Here is a 17,011-nt window from a genome sequence, read left to right as displayed (position 1 = left end):
CCCTCATCGCCATGGCCGCCCTCACCCGCGGCGGCCTCTGCCCACCCCTCCCCGGACGAACCTGATCACTCACCCACGGAAACAACACAAGGGCCCGACTGTCCTCACGATTGAGTGCGCCGCCCACCGCCTACATGATCCTGAAGAAAGCGAATGCCCTGTCATCGGCATGAGCGGCCCCTCCTTGATCGCGATCATCGATGGGGGACTGCGGCAGATGGGTGAGCGGCGCCTGGGCAAGATCGCGAACCGCAGCGTCGTCGGAACCAGGAACGGGTTCACCTCCTGGCGGACACCTACCGTGCCGACACCCGATCCCTGAATCCATCTTCTGGCCGCGGGGCGTGTACACCATGCTCGGCCTGGCCTTGGGCTTCGCCCTGCTCAATCGGGCGTGCCGGAGGAGCACACCGCAATCTTCGAAGACCTGAGCGGAAGTGACCGGTCTCCAGCCAAATGGTGTCGCTCACCGCGGTGATCGGGCAGCGACCGTCGCAGAAAGGCCGCACCGCCACACAGGAGGCTCCCGCCAAGGACATCGAGACCGCCATCAAGCGGATGTGAGCAGCAGGGACGCGAACTGCGGCATGTGCGGATGGCGTCGGGTGCGGAGGCGGTCCGGTGCGGCGTGTGGGTCAGCCTGGTGGTGGAAGGAGCCCATCGATGACGCGATGGGCCGTGTCCACGGCACTGTCGTCGCCGAGCCGGAGCGCGGTGTTCGTGGCGGTGAGAACCGCGTCGATCTGGAAGGCCAGAGGGACGGCGTGCTCGGCCGCGTCGGCTGCGTGACGCAGTTCGCCGGCGATCAGGCCGCGCCAGGCCCTCTGCTGGCGGGCCAGGGTGTCGCGCACCGGGCCTGGCCGGCTGTCGAAGACCGGAAGGTTCGCCGCCCAGAAGCAGCCGCCGGGAAACAGCGGTTCCTGCGCGTAGGCGATCCAACGGTCGACCAGAGTGCGCAGCCGCGCCGAACCTGGCGGCTGCGCCAGCGCGGGGGCGATCACGGCCTCCTCGAACGCTTCGCGGGCGGCTTCGGCGACCGCGAGCTGCAGGTTCTCCTTCGTGCCGAACAGTGTCTGGATGCCGCCCTTGCTGACGCCGAGTTCGGTGGCGAGCCGGCCGAAGCTGAGGCCGTCGAGCCCTTCGAGCGACGCCACATCGACGGCGTGCCGGACGATCGTCCGCCGGGACCGCGCACCGCGCAGCAGCCGCCCGTCCGGCACCTTCTCACTCATCGGTTCCAATCCTGCCATGGAGCCTTGCCAATAAATACGGTCGACCGTATGTTTAGTTGCATGAGAAGCCATCGAATGTTCGAGCTGGCGCAGGAGTTGGCGGCCGCGAAGAGCCGCCAGGACGTGCCCGCGGCCATGGGGCTGCTCCACCCGGAGATGCTGTTGGAGGCGCCGCCCCTCGGTACGAAGGCGCATGGCACCACCGAGAACGAGCGGGCACTGACCAGGTTCTTCGCGTCCTTCCCGGACTACGACGTCGTCTTGGACGGCCACGCCGGCAACGACGACACCCTGGTCTGCTGGGGCACGGCGCGGATGACGATGACCGGCGACCGGTTCGGTGTGACGCCCAACGGCAGGCGCGCCGAACTACCGGTGTTCATCCAGTTCGGCTTCAAGGACGATCTCATCGCCGGTGAGCGGTTCTTCTTCGACCTGTCGGAGCTGTGCGCGCAGTCCGGCGTCTCGACGGACGCGGTCCGGCGCACGCTGTTCAGGGACGCTTCATGACCCCCGACCCCCGCGTGAAGGCACTCGGCGACCTCACCACGCGGCATCTGTTCGACATCGTGGTAGACCTGAACCCCCGGCTGGACATCGGCGCCGGCCCGCTCGGGCGACGGATCCTCTTCGGCTCCGCAGGCGGCAGCTTCCACGGGCCACGGCTGCATGGCCAGGTGCTGCCGGGGGGCGGCGACTGGGCGTTGTTCCGGCCTGACGGGGCCATGACCCTGGACGTCCGGCTCACCCTGCGCACCCACGACGACGCCCTGGTGCACATGACCTACAGCGGCCGCTGGGTCGTTCCGCCTGATCTACGGGCCGGCCTGGCCGACCCGTCCAAACGCCACCACATCGACCCGGCCCGCTACTACTTCCGGACCAACCCGCTCTTCGAGACCGGGGCGGAGCAGTACGCATGGCTGAACGACATCGTCTGCGTGGGATCGGGGTACCTGATCGACGGCGGAATCGCCTACAAGATCGCACAGGTCGAATGAGACGCCACCCCGAACCTCGGCAGGCGATTCCCGGACCCGTGGCGTCGTCCGTCCGGACCACCTCGCGGGTTCACCGGCCGCACCGGCCAACGAACTGGGCTGCGCAACGTCGCCACGAACGAGCGTGTCTCATGTGGTGTTGCGAAGATGCTGTTCCCGGCGCCTCACGGGGCGCCGCTATGACCCCGCAAGGGCAGGTCAACGACGAGTTCGGAGGCCCTGGGCAGGACAGGTGATACCCCGTGTGGGGACTTTCAGGTCTGTGAGGTAGGCGTTGACGGTGTTCTCCATGCAGGCGCCCTCGGTGACGCTTCCGTGGCCGTGGCCTTCGTAGGTGAGGAGCACGCCGCTTCGGCCGAGTTGGCGTGCCACCGACTGTGCCCAGGGGTAGCCGGTCGCGGGGTCGTGTCGGGCGTTGGACAGCAGGATCTTCGGAGCGCCGGTCACCTTCAGGCGGTGCTGGGGGTTGGCGGTGGTCGCGCCCAAGCAGGAGACCACCATGCGGACGGGGAGCAGGTACGGCATGTCCGGGGCGGCCCGGTTCAGTGTTCGTACCAGTGAGGTGTACTCGCGGTGGTCGCGTACGGGCAGGCGCCAGTCGGAGCAGAAGATCGGCGCCGTGGGCGGCAGGGGCGACAGTGCGGCGGGCGCCGACGGGAGCGGGCTGCTGTCGTCCATGGTGGCGATGGTCTTGGCCAGGCCGGCGAAGTCGGCCCTGTAGAACGCGCGGAACGCGACCGCGTTGACCAGGTCGATCGAGGACAGGCGGGTCCCGGGCCTGCTCGGGTTTTCCAGTTCGCCGCGTTCGGCGCGGGCCAGCAGGCCCTTCCAGACCGTTCGTACGTCCCGGCCGTGCAGGACGCAACCGGTGCCGGCCGAGCACCACCTCACGAACTCGTCGAAGGAATCCTGGGCCGCGGCGCCCTGGTCGCGCAGGAAGGAGCGGGTGATCGCAACGCTGTGGTCCATCACGCTTTCCAGCACCATGGCACGGATGCGATTCGGGTAGGTCTCGGCGTACTGGGCGCCGAGCACCGTGCCGTACGAACTGCCGTGGAAGGTCAGTTTGGCCTCGCCGAGGGCGACGCGGACGGCCTCCAGGTCCCGTACCGTGCTCGCGGTGTCGAGGTGGTCGAACAGAGGGCCGGTGCGCCGGCGGCAGTCGGCGCGCAACTCGGCGTTGTAGCCGAGGGTGGCCTCGAAGGCCGCCTGGTTCTCGATCTCGGGTGAAGGCCGCTGCGCGATCAGGTCGGCGGAGCAGGCGATCGGGGTGCTGCGGCCCACACCGCGCGGGTCGAAACTGACGATGTCGAAGCGCTGGCGGACTACGGGGCTGAAGCGGGAGATACCGTCCACGACCCGGTCGACACCGCTGTCACCGGGGCCGCCGGGACCGAATACCAGGGATCCGACGCGTTCACCGGGAGCGGTGGCTTTACGCCGAGCCAGGGCCAGTTCGAACGTCGGACCGTCGGGGCGGTCCCAGTCGACCGGCAGTGACAGGGAGGCGCACTCGGCGCCGGAGCCGCCGGAAGCACCACACGGGGTCCAGCTCAGGCGATGAGCCGCCGCGGGCGTGGCGTTCACCGTGGGAGCGGTCACGAAAGCCGTGGCGGCGGCGGTGACCGCGGCCAGTCCGGCGATCACGCCAAGGGTCGCTGCGGTCGCTCGTCCGGCACGGCGCTTGGTTTCAGGGGGCGGCATGCGCCAGAACCTACTCTACAGAGAAAGCTTTGCAAAGTTTTCTCTGCAATTCCTCGTAGTGGGGGTTAACGGGTCTGCCGCTCTTTTCCGTGCAGTCCCCCTGGCTCGACATGGCCGGTTGCCCAGACCCAGGCGGCGATGCCGACTCGGTTACGGGCGTTGAGTTTGGCCTGGATGCTGGCGATGTGGGTTTTGACGGTGCCCGGCGAGATGAACAGATCGCCGGCGATCTCCGCGTTGGTCTTGGCGTGCGCGACGCCGCGGGCGATGTCGAGTTCACGCGGGGTCAGCACGCCCGCATCGGACCGGGTGGCGGCCGGCGGCGGGGTGAGCCGGCGGAGCAGCCGCACGGTGATCTGCGGGCTGATCATCGTGTCTCCGGCCATGGCCGCGCGTGCGGCCTCGATGAGCAGCATGGGGCCGGAGCGTTTGAGCAGGAAACCGCAGGCGCCGTTGTGCAGGGCCCTGGTGACGTAGTCGTCGAGGTCGAAGACGGTCATGACGATGACGCGGATCGGGTCGGACACCTGCGGTCCGGAGAGCCGCCGGGTGACCTCCAGCCCGTCCACGCGAGGCATGCGGATGTCGGCGAACACGATGTCGGGCCTCAGGTGGCGGGCCATCCCGATCGCCGCCGCGCCGTCGGCGGCCTCACCGACGACGGTCATGTCGGGCTGAGCGTCCAGCACGAGGCGCAGGCCGCTGCGTACGTCGGCCTGGTCGTCGGCGATCAGGATGCGGGTCGTTGCCGAGGTCATGCGGTCCTCACCTGATCGCGGAGTCGGAGGTGGTCAGCGGCAGGAGGGCGGTCACGCGCCAGCCGTCGAGGGCCGCGCCGCCGCGCTGCGCGGAGTAGGGCCCGGCGGTCAGCGTGCCGCCGAGTGCCTGCACCCGTTCGGTGAGGCCGGCGAGCCCGAAGCCACCGTGGCGATCGGCTCGCGGCACCGACGCCCGGACGGCGGAAGTGCCGTCGTTGGTGACCGTGACCTCCAGCGCCGAGCCGCCCGAAGGCCGGACGGTGGTGGTGACCGTGGTCGCGGTAGGGGCGTGTCGCCGGACGTTCGTCAGGGCCTCGGCAACGATCCGGTACGCCGTGGCGCTCAGGTCTCCTGGCAACGAGGCGGCGAGATCCGGGGCGAGATCGAGCCGGACGGCCGCCGTCCCGGGTGCCGAGAACTGTTCGGCCAGTTCGGACAGGTCCGTCAGGCCCGGTAGCGGCGCGTGAGCAGGTGCGTTGCCGGGGACGGCCGTCGATGTCGGCGTGCGAGCGTCGGATTCGTGGAGCATGTGCACGGTCCGGTCCATCGACGCGAGGGCTCGGAGTCCGGCCACCTCGATGCGTTCCAGGGCGGCGAGCGCCTGGCCGAGGTCGTGGTCCTGGTCGGCGACGAACCGGGTCGCCTGGGCTTGGAGCACGATGACGCTGATGTCGTGGGCGACGAAGTCGTGCAGGTCCCTGGCTATCTCCAGGCGTACGGCCTGGTGAGAGTGCGCCAGCGTGCGGCGGCGGCGCGCGTCCGTCCACCGCAGGCACCCGCCGATGAGCGCCGCGCCGACCGCGAACATGGCCCAGAGCGCGTTCCAGGCCACCGCCTGAAGCGGGTGCGACGCCGGGTCCGGGTCGCCGAATCGCCACACCCACACGCTGACCGCGACGCCCAGCAGTGCGCCGGAGACGATCGCCTGGCGCCGCGGCGCCACACGGACCACGATGGCGATGAGGGTGAGGAGCGCCATCGCCTCCACCGTGGCTTCCGTCCGGGCGGTGTCCGCGAGCGCCGGCCTGTAGACGATGACGGCGGCGGTCGCCGTCGTGGACACGGCGGCCACCGACCCCGCGATCCACGCGACCCACGCGATCTTGGGCCGAGCACGCAGGCGCCACCACGCAAGCCGGTCTCGCATGGGCCCGACGCTAGCCGGACGGTGGACGCCACCACTCCCCCGAACGGGGGAGATGAGCGCGGCGCCCCGACCCGGAACCTCCCGAACGGCAGATGTCGTGCGCATCGGCGGACACCGAAGGTTGAACCATGAGCAGCACAGGAGATGTGGCAGCATCGCGTTCAGGCTCGGCGCGTCCCCCGTCGGCCACGGTCGGCGGATCGGCCTCGTCCGGGGTACGCTCCGGCCGGCTCGGGTGGGCCGCGTACGTGGCGGCGAGCTGGTCGCTGCTGTACGGCCTGCTCGGGTTGTACTGGTCCTTCGGTGGGGAAGGCTTTCCGTTCGGGCCGGTGGGCGATCCGCTCGGCGCTCGGGTATCGCTCCTGGAGTCGGCCCGGCGGGACGTCGCCGCACCGGTGATCGCCGCCTTGGGGCTGGTGGGCGCGCTGTCGGCGATGCTGATGGCGCGGAGCCGTATGCGCGGGCTGCCCGGTGCGGCGCTGCTGAGCGTGGCCTCGGCGGCGGCGGTGACGCTGACCCTGGTGATCCCCGATTACCGGCCGCTGATGGCGGTGGGCCGTACACCGGTGTTCCTGGTCGGCCGGTCGTTGTTCGATTGGCCGAAGGGAGTCGAGTTCTTCGGGCCCGGCATGTTCGATTGGCCGGTCCTCAACCAGTTCCTGCTGATCGGTGGCGGGCTGGCCTGGGCGGCCACGGCGGTCGCCTACCGGCGCAGGGGCCGCGGCGCGTGCGGTGCCTGCGGCCGTAACGGTGACGTCCTGACCGGGTGGGCGACACCCGCCGGAGCGGCCCGGTGGGGGCGTTGGGCGGTCGCGGTCGCAGTCGCCGTTCCCCTGCTGTACGCGCTGACCCGCTGGGCCGTCGCCCTGGCCATCCCGCTCGGCTACGCCACCGAGGACATCCGGGAGGAGGCACGGGAGTCGCCCGGTATCTGGTGGGCCGGTGCAGGGCTGGCGACGTTCGGAGCGGCGGGCGCGGTCCTCACGCTCGGCCTCGTCCAGCGCTGGGGCGAGGTCTACCCCCGCTGGATCCCGCACCTGCGCGGCAAGCCGGTGCGGCCCCGCACGGCGATCGTCCCCGCCTCGCTGGTCACGGTGATCGTGACGGAGGCGGGACTGATGTTCAACCGGGCCCTGATTCTCGGCCACAACCCCGACGGCGGCGGCAAGATCATCGACCTCGTTCTCACCGCGCCCAGCCAGCTCTGGACGCTGTGGGGCCTCGCCCTCGGCGCCGCGACCCTCGCGTACTACCTCCGCCGCCGCGGCCGGTGCGGCTCCTGCGGCCACCGCTAGCCCGCCGCCGACCTGCACTGGCCGGCCACGTGAGCTCGGGCCGCCGGGGGGAGACGTTCATGACCGCCTTCCGCAAACGCGGGCAGTACGACTTCACACGTCCGGACGCGCGCCCGTGGCTCTACGGAATCGCCACGTACGCCCTGCGCGAGCACCGCCGCGCCGAGGTCCGCCGCAACCGCGCCCTGAGTACGCACTGATGAAGAAGAGGAAGCCGGCACCGCCGACGACCGAGGAGCGCAACTCCCGGGCGTTCGAGCTCATCACCCTCTCGATGCGGGACGCCGTTCTTCCCCCGAAGATCGAGGCGGCGCTGCACGCTCTACCGCGTCGAGAACGGCTATCTGCGCCGTGAGATCATCGTCGACTCGAAGACCTACGCCTACCTGGGGTTTCCGCGCCATCGTCGTCAAGGACCACCGGGAGCCCGGCCTGCTGCCCGTCAAGCAGGCCCAGATCACCGGCTGGGGCGCCCTGATGACCGCGTCCTTCGTACCGAAGCCGGGCAGCCGCGGCTGACAGCGGTCGCCACCCCGCCCGGCCGACGAGCCCGCCCGTCGGCCGGGCGAGTTCCCCGCGGACGACCCACCTCTGCCAGGAATCTCGTCGGCGCTGAAATGGTTGATGCCGATGTGAAGAAGATCGGCTTTCTCTCGTTCGGTCACTGGAGCGACGGCACGGGTTCGCGGACCCGGTCGGCGGCGGACGCGCTGCTGCAGTCGATCGATCTCGCCGTCGCCGCGGAGGAACTCGGTGCCGACGGCGCCTATTTCCGGGTGCACCATTTCGCCAGGCAGTTGGCTTCTCCCCTTCCGCTGCTCTCCGCGATCGGCGCGAAGACCTCGCGCATCGAGATCGGCACCGGCGTGATCGACATGCGGTACGAGAACCCGATGCACTTCGCCGAGAACGCCGGCGCCGCCGACCTGATCTCCGGCGGGCGACTGCAGCTGGGTATCAGCCGGGGATCGCCGGAACAGGTCGTCCACGGATGGCGGTACTTCGGGTACGAGCCGTCTGAGGGCGACACCGATGCCGACATGGCACGCAAACACACCGAGGTACTGCTCACGGTGCTGCAGGGCAGAGGCTTCGCCGAGCCGAATCCGCGGCCGATGTTCCCCAATCCACCCGGGCTGCTGCGCATCGAACCGCATTCCGCGGGGCTGCGCGACCGCATCTGGTGGGGCTCGGGCTCCAATGCCACCAGTGTGTGGGCGGCCGAGCTGGGCATGAACCTGCAAAGCTCCACGCTCAAGGACGATGAGACCGGCGAGCCGCTGCACGTCCAGCAGCGCAGGCAGATCGAGGCCTACCGGCAGGCGTGGAAGGACGCCGGACACGAACGCGAGCCGCGCGTGTCGGTCAGCCGGAGCATCTTCGCGCTGACCAGCGATCTGGATCGCGCCTACTTCGGCCGGAACGCCGACTCGGACGACCAGATCGGCATGATCGACGAGAAGACCAGGGCGGTCTTCGGACGCTCGTACGCGGCCGAACCGGACGTGCTGGTCAAGCAGCTCGCCAACGACGAGGGCATTCAGGCCGCGGACACGCTGCTGCTCACGGTCCCCAACCAGCTCGGTGTGGACTACAACGCGCACGTTCTGGAGAACATCCTGACTCACGTGGCACCCGAGCTCGGCTGGCGCTGAGGGCAGAGTCGGCCTGCCCGTCGCGCGGTGCATCGGCGGCATCGGTTCCTGCACGCTTCCGGGACGTGGACGCGGGGCTGTCGGGCGAACCGAGAGGCAGGGTGCGTAGCGTTCCGGACGGAACCAGGCGGCGGTGCCGATGGTCGAACACTTTCGGGACGAAGATTCAGGAGTGCCGGGGTGCAGACATTTACGCGTGTGGTGACCGTACTGGGGCTGTTGTTCGCCTCGTCGGCGGCCTTGGTGGCGCAGCCGGCGTGGGCGTGCGGCTGCGGTGCGATGATCTCCGACAGCCCGGTCAGGGTCTCCGCGGAGACGTCGATCGTCCGTTATGACGCGTCGGCGCGCACCGAGGAGATCGTGATGCGGTTGTCGGCCGAGTCGGCGGAGAAGGACGCGGCCTGGCTGCTGCCCACGCCGTCCGAGGCCACGGTGCGGCTCGGGGAGCGCGGCTGGTTCAAGGAGCTCGACGCGCTCACCGAGCCGCGCGTGGTCACCCGGCGGATCTGGTTCCCCGACCTCGGCTCCGGCGACGGCGCGGGCAGCCTTGCCGGGTCGGGCGGGGACGGCGGGGGCGTCGAGGTGCTCGGTGAGCGCGACCTCGGGCCGTTCCGCGTGGCGACGCTCGACGCCGACGATCCGGACGCGCTGGCCGGGTGGCTGGCCCGCAACGGCTACCGGCTGCGTTCCGACCTGGAGAAGGCACTCGGCCCCTACGTCGAGCAGGGATGGAAGTACGTCGCGGTGAAGCTGCGAGCCGGCGCCGGGACCCTCACCGGCGAACTCGACCCGCTGCGTGTCTCGTTCGCCTCGGATGAGCTCGTCTATCCGATGCGGCTGTCCGGCCTCGCCGAGAACACGCAGCGGCTGCACCTGTACGTGCTGGGCGAGCACCGGGTGCGGCAGACGACCGGCGCGCGGATGCGGCTGGCGTTCGCCGGGGAGGTGACGCCCCGGCAGGTCGACTCCCCGGAACTGCGGGCATTCCTCGGGGAGGGCCTGTTCATGACCGAGCTCATCGACGGCGGGATCGATCCCGAGCAGATCGCCGACGACTACCGCTTCACCGCGACGGACGACGAGCCCTACCGGCAGGTCGTCTACAGGGAGGAGGTCGTCCGGTTCCTGGGCATGCCGGCCGGCTGGCTGATCGTCTTCACCACCGGTGGTCTGGCCGTGGCGCTGGGCGTCGTGCTGCTGATGCGCCTTCGATCCCGGAGGAACCTGCCCCGGTACCCCCGCCGACGGAGTGCGTGAGCACCGGACGCGTCAGAGGGCCCGTGGGCCCCTGGGCGGCCGTATCGGCGAGGGTGGCGGAGCCGTCGATCAGAACGTCCGCCTCATCGGGGAAGCCCGCGGATGCCGCCGGGCGTGTCACGCATCATGCCGCCCGGTGGAGCGGCGCATCCCGCTGCCGGACGACATCGCCGCACGGGTCGGCAAGCAGCTGCGCAAGCGGCTCGTCCGCGACCTGCTGCCGGACCTACGGGGCTTCGGCGGCCACGCCCAGGAGAAGGCCGAGGGCCTGGCCGTCGACGGAGGCGGCCGCGTCTGGGTGGTCACCGACAACGACGGTGTCAAGGACGCGACCGGCGAAACCGTCTTCTACTCTCCCGGCACAGCCCGGAAACTGTTCGGCCGCTGAGGCCCCTCTCCTCACCGCGGTGCGGGCCCGTCCGGGTCGGTCCTTCCGCGTCGCGCCTGGCCGGGAGGGCGGTGGAGACCGCGCCGATGACGATGAGCATGGCGGCCATGATCAGGAAGGCGTCGCCGTAGGCGTCGGCCAGGGCCGCCGGGGTGGTGACATGGCCGGCGACGGCGGCGGTGAGGGCGGCCAGGCCGACGGCGCCGCCGACCTGCTTGGCGGTGTTCATCAGGCCCGAGACCGCTCCGGCGTCGCGTTCGGCGACGCCGGAGGTGACGGTGGCGGTCAGCGGCGTGTTCAGCAGGCCTCCGCCGACGGAGATGAGGATCGCGGGGCCGAGCACACCGGAAAGGTAGCCGCTGTCGGCGGTGATGGCGCTTTGCCAGAGGAAGCCCGCGGCTGCGGTGAGCGCGCCGGTGATGACGAGGGTCCGGTCGTCGGCGTGCTTCATGAGCCACGGGGTGACACGCAGGCCGATGGTCATGGTGAGCAGCGTGTGCGGGAGGAAGCCGAGTCCGGTCTGCAGCGCCGTGTAGTGCAGGACGTCCTGCATGTAGAGGGTCAGGAAGTACCACATCGGCACTTGGAAGCAGGCGCCGGCGAGCAGCATCACCGCGTTGCCGGCGGCGATGGCGCGGACGCGGAACAGCCGCGGCGGAATGAGCGGGTCGCGGGCGAGACGGGTCTCGATGAGGACGAACCCGGCGAGCAGGACGGCGGCGGCCGCGAGGGCGGCGAGGATCACCGGGTCGTCCCAGCCGCGTGGTCCGGCCTGCATGATGCCGTAGGCGAGGAGGGCCAGGCCCGAAGTGGCGGTTGCGGCTCCCGGCAGATCGAGGCGGCCGGCCCGCCCCTTCCGGCGGCCGGTGGACAGCCTGGCCGCGAGGACGGCGGCGGCCACGCCGATCGGTGCGTTGATCAGCAGGATCCACCGCCAGGACAGCGACTCGGTGAGAACGCCGCCGATGAGGTTGCCGGACGCGCCGCCCGCCAGGCTCACCGCCGTCCAGGCGGCCAGGGCGCGGGTGCGGCGAGGGCCCTCCGGGAACGTGGTCGTCAGGATCGTCAGGGTCGCCGGGGCGAGGACGGCGGCGCCGAGTCCCTGCGCCGCCCGCGCGGCGATCAGCGGCCCGGGGGTGGTCGCCAGCCCGCCCACCAGGCTGGGTACCGAGAACAGCACGAGTCCGGCGAGGAAGACGCGCCTGGCCCCTTGGATGTCCGCGAGACGGCCGCCGAGCAGGAGGAAGCCGGCGAACGTGAGGGTGTAGGCGCCGGCGACCCAGGGCAGATCGGCGGACTCGAAACCCAGGGACGACTGGATGGAGGGCAGCGCGACGTTCACCACGGAGACGTCGAGCACCACCATGAACTGGACGATGCAGGCCAGAGCGAGGGCGACCCCGGGTGTGGACGATCGCGGATCGGTTCTCACGGACTCGGGAAGCTCGCCTGTTCTGGACCGCGTCATGCGTTCGCCTTCTCTGTACCTCGGCTAAATCAATGTGGACGCATTGGGTTGCTCCTATCCACGCTAAGGGCGATAGGCTCGGAGCTCAATCCGATGCGGCCACATCGATAAACTGAGGTGATCAATGGAGCGGCGTACCCGGGGGCCGGGGGCGCTGCACGAGGTACGGCGGCGGGAGATCGCCGACGCGGTGCTGGCGATCGTCGCCGAGCGCGGCCTGCCGGCCGTGTCGCTGACGGAGGTCGCCGCGCGGGCGGGAGTGTCGGCCGGACGCGTCCAGCACTACTTCCCGACCAAGCAGAAACTCATCGAGGCGGCCTTCGACCGCGGCAACGAGCTGAGCAGCGCCCGCATCAGGTCCCTCGTGGGCAGCGATCTCGACGACGCCGAGCCGCGCTCGGTGCTCAGCGCAGTGCTGACCGAACTCATCGCCCACGACGCCGAGACGCGGACGCACATGCGCGTCCGCCAGTCCTTCACGGCGCTCGCGCTCACCGACGAGGGCATCGCCGAGCGGCTCCGCGGGGACTACACCCGGTTCCACCGGCAGGTCGCCGGCCTCGTGCGCGACGACCAGGACGGCGGGCTGATCCTCGCGTCCGCCGATCCCGAACATCTGGCCCTCGATCTGGTCGCCCTTGCCGAGGGGCTGGCCTACTACGTGCTGATCGGCCTCACCGCTCCGGAGACGGCCCGCGCCCGCGTGCTCGAGGCGGTCGCCGCACTCTATCCCTGACGTCCGCACCGGTGGGGCTTCGCGGTCCGCCTCCGCCCTCGTCGGGGCCCGCCACCCGCCGGAGGTGGCGAGGGCTCAGTTCCTGGCGGCTCCGGTCAGTGGTTTGCGGCGAGTTCGCCGCTGAGGGTGTCGTGCATGCGGGCGCTGTGCTCGTTGAGTCCGACGATCTCGACGGTCTTGCCGCGCCGCTGGTACTTGGTGGTGACGGCGTCGAGGGCGGCGACGGTGGAGGCGTCCCAGACGTGGGCGTCGGTCAGGTCGATGGTCACGCGGTCGGGGTCGCCGGCGTAGTCGAACTGGTAGACGAGATCGTTGCTGGAGGCGAAGAACAGTTCGCCGGTGACCGCGTACACGACCTGGCCGCCGTCGGGGTCGGTGACCGCGGAGACGTTCACCAGGTGCGCGACGCGGCGGGCGAAGACGACCATGGCGGTGATCGAGCCGGCGACCACGCCGATGGCCAGGTTGTGGGTGGACACCACCACGGCGACGGTGACCAGCATGACGGTCGTCTCGCCCAGCGGCATCCGCTTGAGCGTTGCCGGGGCCACCGAGTGCCAGTCGAAGGTGCCGACCGCGACCAGGACCATGACCGCGACGAGCGCGGCCATCGGGATGTCGGAGACGACCGGGCCGAAGCCGATGCACAGCACCATCAGAAACGCCCCGGCCAGGAACGTCGACAGCCGGGTCCGGGCGCCGCTCTTGACGTTGATCATCGTCTGGCCGATCATCGCGCAGCCGCCCATGCCGCCGAAGAATCCGGTGACGATGTTGGCGATGCCCTGGCCGATCGACTCGCGGGTCTTGCCGGAGTGGGTGTCGGTGATGTCGTCGACGAGCTTGGCGGTCATCAGCGACTCCATCAGTCCGACCAGGGCGAACGCCAGCGAGTACGGGGCCAGGAGCGTCAGGGTGTCCAGGGTGAGGGGGACGTCGGGCAGGCCGGGGGTGGGCAGGGAGGAGGGCAGTGCGCCCTTGTCGCCGACGGTCGGGACGGCGATGCCTGCGGCGACGGTGATGACGGTGAGGATCACGATCGACACCAGTGGCGCGGGGACGGCCCTGGTGATGCGCGGGAACAGCACCATCAGCGTCAGCCCTGCGGCGACCAGGGGGTAGACCGGCCAGGGGACGTCCCGGACTTCGGGTACCTGCGCCATGAAGATCAGGATGGCCAGGGCGTTGACGAACCCGACCATCACGCTGCGCGGCACGAACCGCATCAGCCGGGCCACGCCCAGCGCCCCCAGCACCATCTGGAAGACCCCGGCCAGGATCACGGCGGCCAGCAGGTGGCCGAGCCCGTGCTCGCGTGCGATGGGGGCCACGACCAGCGCGACCGCGCCGGTCGCGGCCGAGATCATCGCGGGCCGCCCGCCGACGACCGCGATCGTGACGGCCATGGTGAACGCGGCGAACAACCCGACCTGCGGCTCCACCCCGGCGATGATCGAGAACGAGATCGCCTCGGGGATCAGCGCCAGCGCGACCACCAGGCCGGCCAGCACCTCGGTGCGCAGCAACTTGGCCGTGATCGGCTGCGAAGGCGTCAACGCAGGCCCCAGCCGGTGTGCCAGTACGGCAGGCAGACTCAAAACACTCCAGACATGGCGGATCGTCCGTGCAGGATCAGGACACGGACAAGGACGGGCGGGGGCCGGCGCCGATGCCGGTGATGGGGCCCGGGGAACGCCCCGGAGGTCAGGCCGCGATTCGGGAAACCCTCAGAGTGACTGCCTCACCGATGCGGGAGTCACGTGGCCGACCGTCGCGTTCCTACTCTAACGTCAGAGAAGAGTCATAGGCGCCAGTGGAAGGCCATCGGCACCCGCTAGAGACGACTGTCACACCGTCAACACCGGGCTCTCGGGGTCGCGTCGAACGCCTCGTCCACCCGGCGAACGAGATGATCGCGTGGTTACCCTGGGCCGAGTCGATGCGGGATGGCGGTCACCCCGGACGCGACCCCGCTGACCGGCGCGCACCCGATCGGCACACCCGCGTACATGTCACCGGAGCAGTGCCGGGGAGGCCGGGTGGAGCAGCCCAGCGACGTGTTCTCCCTCGGCGGCCTGCTGGTGTACGCGGCGACCGGCCGGGGGCCGTTCCGCACGGGCGCCGCGCACGTGCTCGTCCGCCGGGTCCTGCACGGTGAGCCGCGACTGGGGGACCTGGCGGGGCCGCTGCCCGGGGCGATCATTCGGGCAAGGAGCGCAGGTAGGCCATGACGGCCTTGCCGCGCGGGGAGAGGTGGTAGCCGGTCTCCAGGCTTTCGGTGAGGCCGAGGGCTTTGAGGCGGCGGACGTCGGCCTTGAAGGGGAGCCTGTCGCGGTCGAGGTGTTCGGCCAGGTCCTGGGCGCGCATGCCGGGGTGTTCCTCGATGAGGCGCAGGACTCCGCGGGTCCAGGGGCCGCGACGGCTGCGGGCGTCGATAGTGTCCAGGGCGGTTGTGATGTCGGCCAGTTCCCGGTCGGTCAGGTCGGCGTTGCGGGCCAGTTCCGATTGGGGGTCGGGGCCGCCAAGATGGAGCATGACGCGGTGGTAGCCGCCCTCCTTGGTGCTCTTGGACAGGGCGGTGAGCAGGGCCGCGCGGTCCTTGAAGCCCGACCGCAGGGCGTCCTGCTCGGTGATCTCCTGGGGGGTGACGGGCGTGACCGAGTCGATGACGATGATCCCCGCCCAGGTGCGCTGGGTGCTCCCCGCGCGGACCCGGGGCACGGCCCACACCCGGAACACCCGGTCGATCCGCCCGCCCGCGATCCCCTCAAGGACCTCCCGCTTGAACAGCATCGTTCCCTCCTCGGTACGCCTCTCCTCCCGCAATCTTCTTCGGAAGTCCTGAGAACGGCCACAAGGTTCCCCGCTCCCGGTGCCCCGGCCGGGCGCACCTCACCGCCTGGGAAGGCGTGGATGTCAGTGTGTGCCCGATTAGGCTGTTTCCGATTCGGATCCGGAGGTGGTGGCGTGGTGCGGGACGCCGACATTGCTCGCTGGCGGCTGCGCAATCAGCACCTGGTTCGGCCCTACGCCGGGTCGGCAGGTGAGGTGGTGGATTCACTGCTGGCCGTCCAGGCGGAAAACCCCAGCCAGGCGGCTTGGGCGGTGGCGTCGCGCACGAAGAAACCCGACCGGGCCGATCTGGCGGCCCTCCTCGACGACGGCACCATCGTGCGTACGCATGTGCTGCGTCCGACGTGGCACTACGTGCGGGCCGAGGACGTCGGCTGGCTGCTCGACCTGACCGCTCCCCGTGTGCGGCGGGTCACCGGCCAGCAGTTGCGCGCCACTCACGGCCTCGACGAACGGTCCATCGACCGGGCGGTCGCCGCCGTCATGGAGGCACTGGCGAGCCGGGGACAGCTCACCCGCGCGCAGCTGGCCGAGGAGCTGCGCGAGCGCGGTGTCCCGGGCAGCGGGCAGATGGTGGTGATCCTGCTCGCCCACGCCGAGTTGGACGGGCTGATCTGCAGCGGGCGGGTCGCCGAGGGCGAACACACGTACGCACTGATGGCCGAGCGCGTCCCGGCACCGCGGCGCCTCGACCGGACCGAGGCGCTGGCCGAGCTCGCGTTGCGCTATTTCACCGGGCATGGCCCGGCGACGGAACGGGACCTCGCCTACTGGGCGACGCTCACCCTCACCGACGTGCGCGCCGGCCTGCAGCAGGTGCGTGATCGGCTCGACTCGTTCGAGCACGACGGGCGCACCTTCTGGCACGCCCCCGGAGAGGCTCCCGGCGAACCGCAGGATCCCGCGGGCCATCTCCTGCAGATCCTCGACGAGACGTACCGCGGCTACCAGGACTCCCGCTGGGTGCTGGACGCCGCCGGTGACGTGCCGCGCACCCGGGAGGCCGCGATCGGGATGGCCCTGGTCGACGCACAGCTCCTCGCCGGCATGCGGCGCACCGTCGGCCGCGACCATGTGCGGTTCGACCTGCGGCCCTACCGGGCCCTGACGGGTCCACAGGTCGAAGCCCTGGACCAGGCCGCCGGACGGTACGGCGAGTACCTGCGGCTCAAGCCCGAGATCGTCCTTCCATGAGCTGACTTCGACCTGATCAGCGGTGACGCGCGGACCGCCCGCTCTCCGCGTGGAGAGCGGGCGGTGGCGGATCAGTTCTTCTTGTGCCAGAGGACGGCCCGGTTCTCGCCGCCCGGGTACACGGCGGTGCCGACCCGGTCCTTACCGATCTCTTACATGGACCGGGGGCGACGTCCGCGACTCAGCGTGGTGTTTCGGAGGTTCGGCCTGGTCAGGTCGGGTATGGGGCTGCCCGTCGGCCCGGCGGGAGCCAGGGTTTCGAGGGATGGCGAAGGGCGACATCGGGGGGCGCCGTGCGACTGCGTTGGCGGCGGCGGGCGCGT

19 protein-coding genes are annotated in these 17,011 nt (G+C 70.5%); 12 read left to right on the top strand and 7 right to left on the bottom strand.

Going from position 1 to position 17,011, the window contains the following annotated elements:
• Window positions 1-169 precede the first annotated feature (169 nt).
• Window positions 170-322: a hypothetical protein gene (locus ACGFIS_RS22200; protein ID WP_392903300.1), complete on the top strand. Its 153-nt coding sequence runs from the start codon at window positions 170-172 to the stop codon at window positions 320-322.
• Window positions 323-635: 313 nt separating this feature from the next.
• On the opposite strand, the gene ACGFIS_RS22195 is transcribed toward ACGFIS_RS22200, so the two are convergent.
• Window positions 636-1,232: a TetR/AcrR family transcriptional regulator gene (locus ACGFIS_RS22195; protein WP_392903303.1), complete on the bottom strand. Its 597-nt coding sequence runs from the start codon at window positions 1,230-1,232 to the stop codon at window positions 636-638.
• 60 nt (window positions 1,233-1,292) lie between these two features.
• On the opposite strand from ACGFIS_RS22195, the gene ACGFIS_RS22190 reads away from it, so the two are divergent.
• Window positions 1,293-1,742, top strand: coding sequence for an ester cyclase (locus ACGFIS_RS22190; protein ID WP_392903305.1), 450 nt, complete (start codon window positions 1,293-1,295; stop codon window positions 1,740-1,742).
• On the top strand, window positions 1,739-2,233 hold the full coding sequence (locus ACGFIS_RS22185) for a DUF3237 domain-containing protein (RefSeq protein WP_392972312.1): 495 nt from the start codon (window positions 1,739-1,741) through the stop codon (window positions 2,231-2,233). The genes ACGFIS_RS22190 and ACGFIS_RS22185 overlap by 4 nt, the downstream gene beginning before the upstream one ends.
• 198 nt (window positions 2,234-2,431) lie before the next feature.
• Here ACGFIS_RS22185 and ACGFIS_RS22180 read toward each other — a convergent pair whose 3' ends face one another.
• The 3 genes from ACGFIS_RS22180 to ACGFIS_RS22170 all read right to left on the bottom strand — a co-directional run bounded on the left by ACGFIS_RS22180 (window position 2,432) and on the right by ACGFIS_RS22170 (window position 5,842).
• A complete protein-coding gene (locus tag ACGFIS_RS22180; protein WP_392903309.1) occupies window positions 2,432-3,937 on the bottom strand; it encodes an alpha/beta hydrolase in 1,506 nt (501 codons plus the stop codon).
• Between the two features lie 65 nt (window positions 3,938-4,002).
• Window positions 4,003-4,695, bottom strand: a complete 693-nt coding sequence (locus ACGFIS_RS22175; protein WP_392903312.1) for a response regulator — start codon at window positions 4,693-4,695, stop codon at window positions 4,003-4,005.
• Window positions 4,696-4,702: 7 nt separating this feature from the next.
• Window positions 4,703-5,842: a sensor histidine kinase gene (locus ACGFIS_RS22170; RefSeq protein ID WP_392903315.1), complete on the bottom strand. Its 1,140-nt coding sequence runs from the start codon at window positions 5,840-5,842 to the stop codon at window positions 4,703-4,705.
• A 128-nt stretch (window positions 5,843-5,970) separates the two neighbouring features.
• Between ACGFIS_RS22170 and ACGFIS_RS22165 the strand changes: the two genes are divergently transcribed.
• From ACGFIS_RS22165 to ACGFIS_RS22140, 6 genes are all read left to right on the top strand, one after another.
• Entirely contained in the window at window positions 5,971-7,137 is a 1,167-nt protein-coding gene (locus tag ACGFIS_RS22165) for a hypothetical protein (protein WP_392903317.1), read from the top strand.
• A 59-nt stretch (window positions 7,138-7,196) separates the two neighbouring features.
• Window positions 7,197-7,337 (top strand): hypothetical protein, encoded by a 141-nt coding sequence (locus ACGFIS_RS22160; RefSeq protein ID WP_392903319.1) that lies wholly within the window; start codon window positions 7,197-7,199, stop codon window positions 7,335-7,337.
• Window positions 7,337-7,492, top strand: a complete 156-nt coding sequence (locus ACGFIS_RS22155; RefSeq protein ID WP_392903321.1) for a hypothetical protein — start codon at window positions 7,337-7,339, stop codon at window positions 7,490-7,492. The genes ACGFIS_RS22160 and ACGFIS_RS22155 overlap by 1 nt, the downstream gene beginning before the upstream one ends.
• A gap of 277 nt (window positions 7,493-7,769) precedes the next feature.
• Window positions 7,770-8,792, top strand: coding sequence for an LLM class flavin-dependent oxidoreductase (locus ACGFIS_RS22150; RefSeq protein WP_392904043.1), 1,023 nt, complete (start codon window positions 7,770-7,772; stop codon window positions 8,790-8,792).
• Between the two features lie 198 nt (window positions 8,793-8,990).
• Complete coding sequence (locus ACGFIS_RS22145) at window positions 8,991-10,049, top strand: DUF2330 domain-containing protein (RefSeq protein ID WP_392903325.1); 1,059 nt, start codon at window positions 8,991-8,993, stop codon at window positions 10,047-10,049.
• Between the two features lie 136 nt (window positions 10,050-10,185).
• Complete coding sequence (locus ACGFIS_RS22140; RefSeq protein ID WP_392903327.1) at window positions 10,186-10,437, top strand: hypothetical protein; 252 nt, start codon at window positions 10,186-10,188, stop codon at window positions 10,435-10,437.
• Here ACGFIS_RS22140 and ACGFIS_RS22135 read toward each other — a convergent pair.
• Window positions 10,370-11,905 carry an MFS transporter gene (locus ACGFIS_RS22135; RefSeq protein WP_392972310.1) on the bottom strand — a complete coding sequence of 512 codons (1,536 nt, stop codon included), beginning with the start codon at window positions 11,903-11,905 and terminating at the stop codon, window positions 10,370-10,372. The two genes, ACGFIS_RS22140 and ACGFIS_RS22135, sit on opposite strands and share 68 nt — an antisense overlap.
• Before the next feature lie 124 nt (window positions 11,906-12,029).
• On the opposite strand from ACGFIS_RS22135, the gene ACGFIS_RS22130 reads away from it, so the two are divergent.
• Window positions 12,030-12,641, top strand: a complete 612-nt coding sequence (locus tag ACGFIS_RS22130) for a TetR/AcrR family transcriptional regulator (protein WP_392903332.1) — start codon at window positions 12,030-12,032, stop codon at window positions 12,639-12,641.
• Between the two features lie 95 nt (window positions 12,642-12,736).
• On the opposite strand, the gene ACGFIS_RS22125 is transcribed toward ACGFIS_RS22130, so the two are convergent.
• A complete protein-coding gene (locus ACGFIS_RS22125; RefSeq protein ID WP_392903334.1) occupies window positions 12,737-14,197 on the bottom strand; it encodes a SulP family inorganic anion transporter in 1,461 nt (486 codons plus the stop codon).
• Window positions 14,198-14,587: 390 nt separating this feature from the next.
• Between ACGFIS_RS22125 and ACGFIS_RS22120 the strand changes: the two genes are divergently transcribed.
• Window positions 14,588-14,872, top strand: coding sequence for a hypothetical protein (locus tag ACGFIS_RS22120; RefSeq protein ID WP_392972308.1), 285 nt, complete (start codon window positions 14,588-14,590; stop codon window positions 14,870-14,872).
• On the opposite strand, the gene ACGFIS_RS22115 is transcribed toward ACGFIS_RS22120, so the two are convergent.
• Window positions 14,841-15,434, bottom strand: coding sequence for a hypothetical protein (locus ACGFIS_RS22115; protein ID WP_392903338.1), 594 nt, complete (start codon window positions 15,432-15,434; stop codon window positions 14,841-14,843). The genes ACGFIS_RS22120 and ACGFIS_RS22115 overlap by 32 nt on opposite strands.
• Before the next feature lie 258 nt (window positions 15,435-15,692).
• Here ACGFIS_RS22115 and ACGFIS_RS22110 point away from each other — a divergent pair, with 258 nt between their 5' ends.
• Window positions 15,693-16,688, top strand: a complete 996-nt coding sequence (locus tag ACGFIS_RS22110) for a winged helix DNA-binding domain-containing protein (protein ID WP_392903340.1) — start codon at window positions 15,693-15,695, stop codon at window positions 16,686-16,688.
• Window positions 16,689-17,011 lie beyond the last annotated feature (323 nt).

Source organism: Spirillospora sp. NPDC048824, assembly GCF_043198455.1.
GTDB lineage: Bacteria > Actinomycetota > Actinomycetes > Streptosporangiales > Streptosporangiaceae > Spirillospora.
This window is presented reverse-complemented; position numbering and strand designations above follow the sequence as displayed.

Bases quoted from the DNA above. Each gene is read 5' to 3' on its own strand.
- ACGFIS_RS22115 (WP_392903338.1), bottom strand. From the start codon at position 15,434: ATGCTGTTCAAGCGGGAGGTCCTTGAGGGGATCGCGGGCGGGCGGATC.
- ACGFIS_RS22195 (WP_392903303.1), bottom strand. From the start codon at position 1,232: ATGAGTGAGAAGGTGCCGGACGGGCGGCTGCTGCGCGGTGCGCGGTCC.
- ACGFIS_RS22165 (WP_392903317.1), top strand. From the start codon at position 5,971: ATGAGCAGCACAGGAGATGTGGCAGCATCGCGTTCAGGCTCGGCGCGT.
- ACGFIS_RS22200 (WP_392903300.1), top strand. From the start codon at position 170: ATGAGCGGCCCCTCCTTGATCGCGATCATCGATGGGGGACTGCGGCAG.
- ACGFIS_RS22135 (WP_392972310.1), bottom strand. From the start codon at position 11,905: ATGACGCGGTCCAGAACAGGCGAGCTTCCCGAGTCCGTGAGAACCGAT.
- ACGFIS_RS22175 (WP_392903312.1), bottom strand. From the start codon at position 4,695: ATGACCTCGGCAACGACCCGCATCCTGATCGCCGACGACCAGGCCGAC.
- ACGFIS_RS22120 (WP_392972308.1), top strand. From the start codon at position 14,588: ATGGCGGTCACCCCGGACGCGACCCCGCTGACCGGCGCGCACCCGATC.
- ACGFIS_RS22190 (WP_392903305.1), top strand. From the start codon at position 1,293: ATGAGAAGCCATCGAATGTTCGAGCTGGCGCAGGAGTTGGCGGCCGCG.
- ACGFIS_RS22180 (WP_392903309.1), bottom strand. From the start codon at position 3,937: ATGCCGCCCCCTGAAACCAAGCGCCGTGCCGGACGAGCGACCGCAGCG.
- ACGFIS_RS22185 (WP_392972312.1), top strand. From the start codon at position 1,739: ATGACCCCCGACCCCCGCGTGAAGGCACTCGGCGACCTCACCACGCGG.
- ACGFIS_RS22155 (WP_392903321.1), top strand. From the start codon at position 7,337: ATGAAGAAGAGGAAGCCGGCACCGCCGACGACCGAGGAGCGCAACTCC.
- ACGFIS_RS22170 (WP_392903315.1), bottom strand. From the start codon at position 5,842: ATGCGAGACCGGCTTGCGTGGTGGCGCCTGCGTGCTCGGCCCAAGATC.
- ACGFIS_RS22160 (WP_392903319.1), top strand. From the start codon at position 7,197: ATGACCGCCTTCCGCAAACGCGGGCAGTACGACTTCACACGTCCGGAC.
- ACGFIS_RS22130 (WP_392903332.1), top strand. From the start codon at position 12,030: ATGGAGCGGCGTACCCGGGGGCCGGGGGCGCTGCACGAGGTACGGCGG.